This is a genomic window from Mesorhizobium sp. M2E.F.Ca.ET.209.01.1.1 (genome assembly GCF_004010375.2).
Taxonomy (GTDB): Bacteria; Pseudomonadota; Alphaproteobacteria; order Rhizobiales; family Rhizobiaceae; genus Mesorhizobium.
The window spans coordinates 1-296 of sequence record NZ_SADP02001086.1 but is presented as its reverse complement, the minus strand read 5'-3'; the positions used below and the strand labels follow the sequence as shown (position 1 = coordinate 296).

At 63.5% G+C, this 296-nt stretch carries 1 protein-coding gene; it reads right to left on the bottom strand.

The window, feature by feature from the left end; genetic code table 11:
* Nucleotides 1-213: hypothetical protein (locus EN852_RS42040; RefSeq protein WP_210238335.1), on the bottom strand; the 213-nt coding region annotated here is incomplete at its 3' end.
* Between the last annotated feature and the right edge of the window lie 83 nt (nt 214-296).

Sequence of the window (296 nt, the reverse complement as noted above, 5' to 3'; positions counted from 1 at the left end):
CACTGCCGGCGCATTTCCTTCAACGTTGGAGATTGGCGAAAGCCGACGCGACATCCGATCTCCCCCCTTGCGGGGGAGATTTCCGGCAGGACAGAGGGCGGTGTGAAGGAATGAGGCCTTTGCCGACTTCAGCCCGCCACTGTCGCGCGTCACTGGCTGCAAAAGAGCTACTGCCCCATCTTGTAATCGAGGAACCACTTCTTGGATCGCCATGCCGGCGCTGCGCGCGGATCTGGGCGCCGGCCTGGCCGAGGCGCAGTGGATTTCCAACGCCTATGCGCTGACGCTGTCGGCGC